At 67.3% G+C, this 1642-nt stretch carries 1 protein-coding gene and 1 pseudogene; both read right to left on the minus strand.

Translation table 11 applies throughout. From position 1 onward, the window contains the following. Window positions 1–203, minus strand: a pseudogene (locus ABZT06_RS50525) (serine protease); the annotation flags it as partial. A gap of 252 nt (window positions 204–455) precedes the next feature. Beyond that, window positions 456–1370: an IS982 family transposase gene (locus ABZT06_RS50530; RefSeq protein WP_355756698.1), complete on the minus strand. Its 915-nt coding sequence runs from the start codon at window positions 1368–1370 to the stop codon at window positions 456–458. Between the last annotated feature and the right edge of the window lie 272 nt (window positions 1371–1642).

Consider the following 1642-nt stretch of genomic DNA (forward strand, 5'->3'; position numbering starts at 1 on the left):
GTGCCGTCCGCGGACAGAGCGGCCCTCTGGGTGCCCCAGCCGGTCTCCCACAGGTACTTGTCGCCCTTGCCGACGGCCAGGGCGGTGCCGCCGACGGCCGTCACCCAGGCCGACTGGGCCGGGAAGTTGGTCTGCTTCATTCCTGTGGCCTCGGCGTTGTCGCCGTAGTCACCGGAGGAGAAGTAGAAACCTATGCCCTCGACACGACGCTGCAGACTTCACTTCATGTTGCGGACCGGTCGGTCGCACGCCCCCGAAGGGCGCTTGTCACCCCACTTCGACGCCGCCCTCTCGAACGACGCCGGGGGTCAGCTACCGGGGACCCTGGCGTCTCCCCGGACCGGACTTGCACCGGCTGGCTGCCCTGAACTTGACGTCCGGTTACATCCCTTCCACCTCCTTTGAGCTGGGACGACGCCCGGACTGCTGGACGTACGATGATCAATTCCAAGGGGTCAGTGATCGTAAGCGGTCAGGGAGCGTAGGACGGCTTGCCCAGTGGCGTCCTTGTGCCAGATCGCGGCGGTCAGCGCGAGGATGCGCTGCATGACGCGGGTGATGACGCCGCCGGGTGTGCGGCCGCGGTGGTGCTCCAGGTCGAGCTGGCCCTTCAAGGATTCGTTGCCCGACTCGATGATCTGCCGCGACGGCTTGAACAAAAGGGTGCCGGAGCGTTCCGGTTCTCCCTTGCGGGTCGGCCGCGGCAGCCGGATGCCGTGCTCGGCCAGTTCGCGTCCGAAGGCGCGACCGAAGTAGTTCTTGTCGCCGATCAGCGTCTGCCCGGGTCTGCGGGCGACCAGGTCGTCCTCGGCGGCCGGCAGGTCCAGGAGCGTTTCGCGTTCGTCGGCCTTCGCGCCTGTCAGGGCGAAGCCGATCGGCAGCCCCTGGAGCGTGCAGACCATGTGCAGCCGAAGTCCCCAGAAGAAGCGGCTGTGGCTGGCGCAGTAGCCGTATTCAGCCCATCCGGCCAGGTCGGACCGCTTGACGGTCTCCCGTGAGCGTCCGCATTCGACAGGAGTGGAGTCCACGATCCACACGTCGTCGCTCCACACCGAGGTGTCGGCGGCCAGCGTCCGCGTCACCCGGCGCAGCAGGTCCGCGGCCTTGCGCAGCCGCTTGTTGTAGCCGGGCTGCCCGGGCACGTACGGGAAGAGATGATGCAGGTGGGCGCGGACGTGGCGAAGCCATCGGGCCTCGGAGGTGAAGCCGAGCATGGCCTGCATCATCGCGAGCGTGACCAGCTCGGCATCGCTGAGCTTCGGGGTGATCCCGACGGCCGGCCGCCACGGCGCGAGGTGCGGCGAGGCCTTCAGCAGGTCATCGGTTCTGACGTACAGTGCGGTCGCGAGGGAGTCCAACTCTGTCTTCACACACTGACGTTGGACTCCCTTCTCGCGTTCGCGCAGCCGACCCCTTGGAATCGATCATCTAGTGCCGGGCCGCTTCGAGGGGCCACCGAACAGGGAAGCCTCCTCCTCATCGGAAAGCGCGAGACAACACCGCAGTAGGCCGCGTGCGAGGCCGGGCCGCCACTCGCCGGCCGCTACGAGTGCTCCAGCAGTCCGATGCCCGGGTAGTATTTCCGGCCATTCGACTTGATCATGTCGGTCGGCGAGGTCACACCCACCTCCTGGCGGACACG

It is taken from the genome of Streptomyces sp. NPDC005483, assembly GCF_040606035.1.
In the GTDB taxonomy this organism is placed as follows: Bacteria; Actinomycetota; Actinomycetes; order Streptomycetales; family Streptomycetaceae; genus Streptomyces.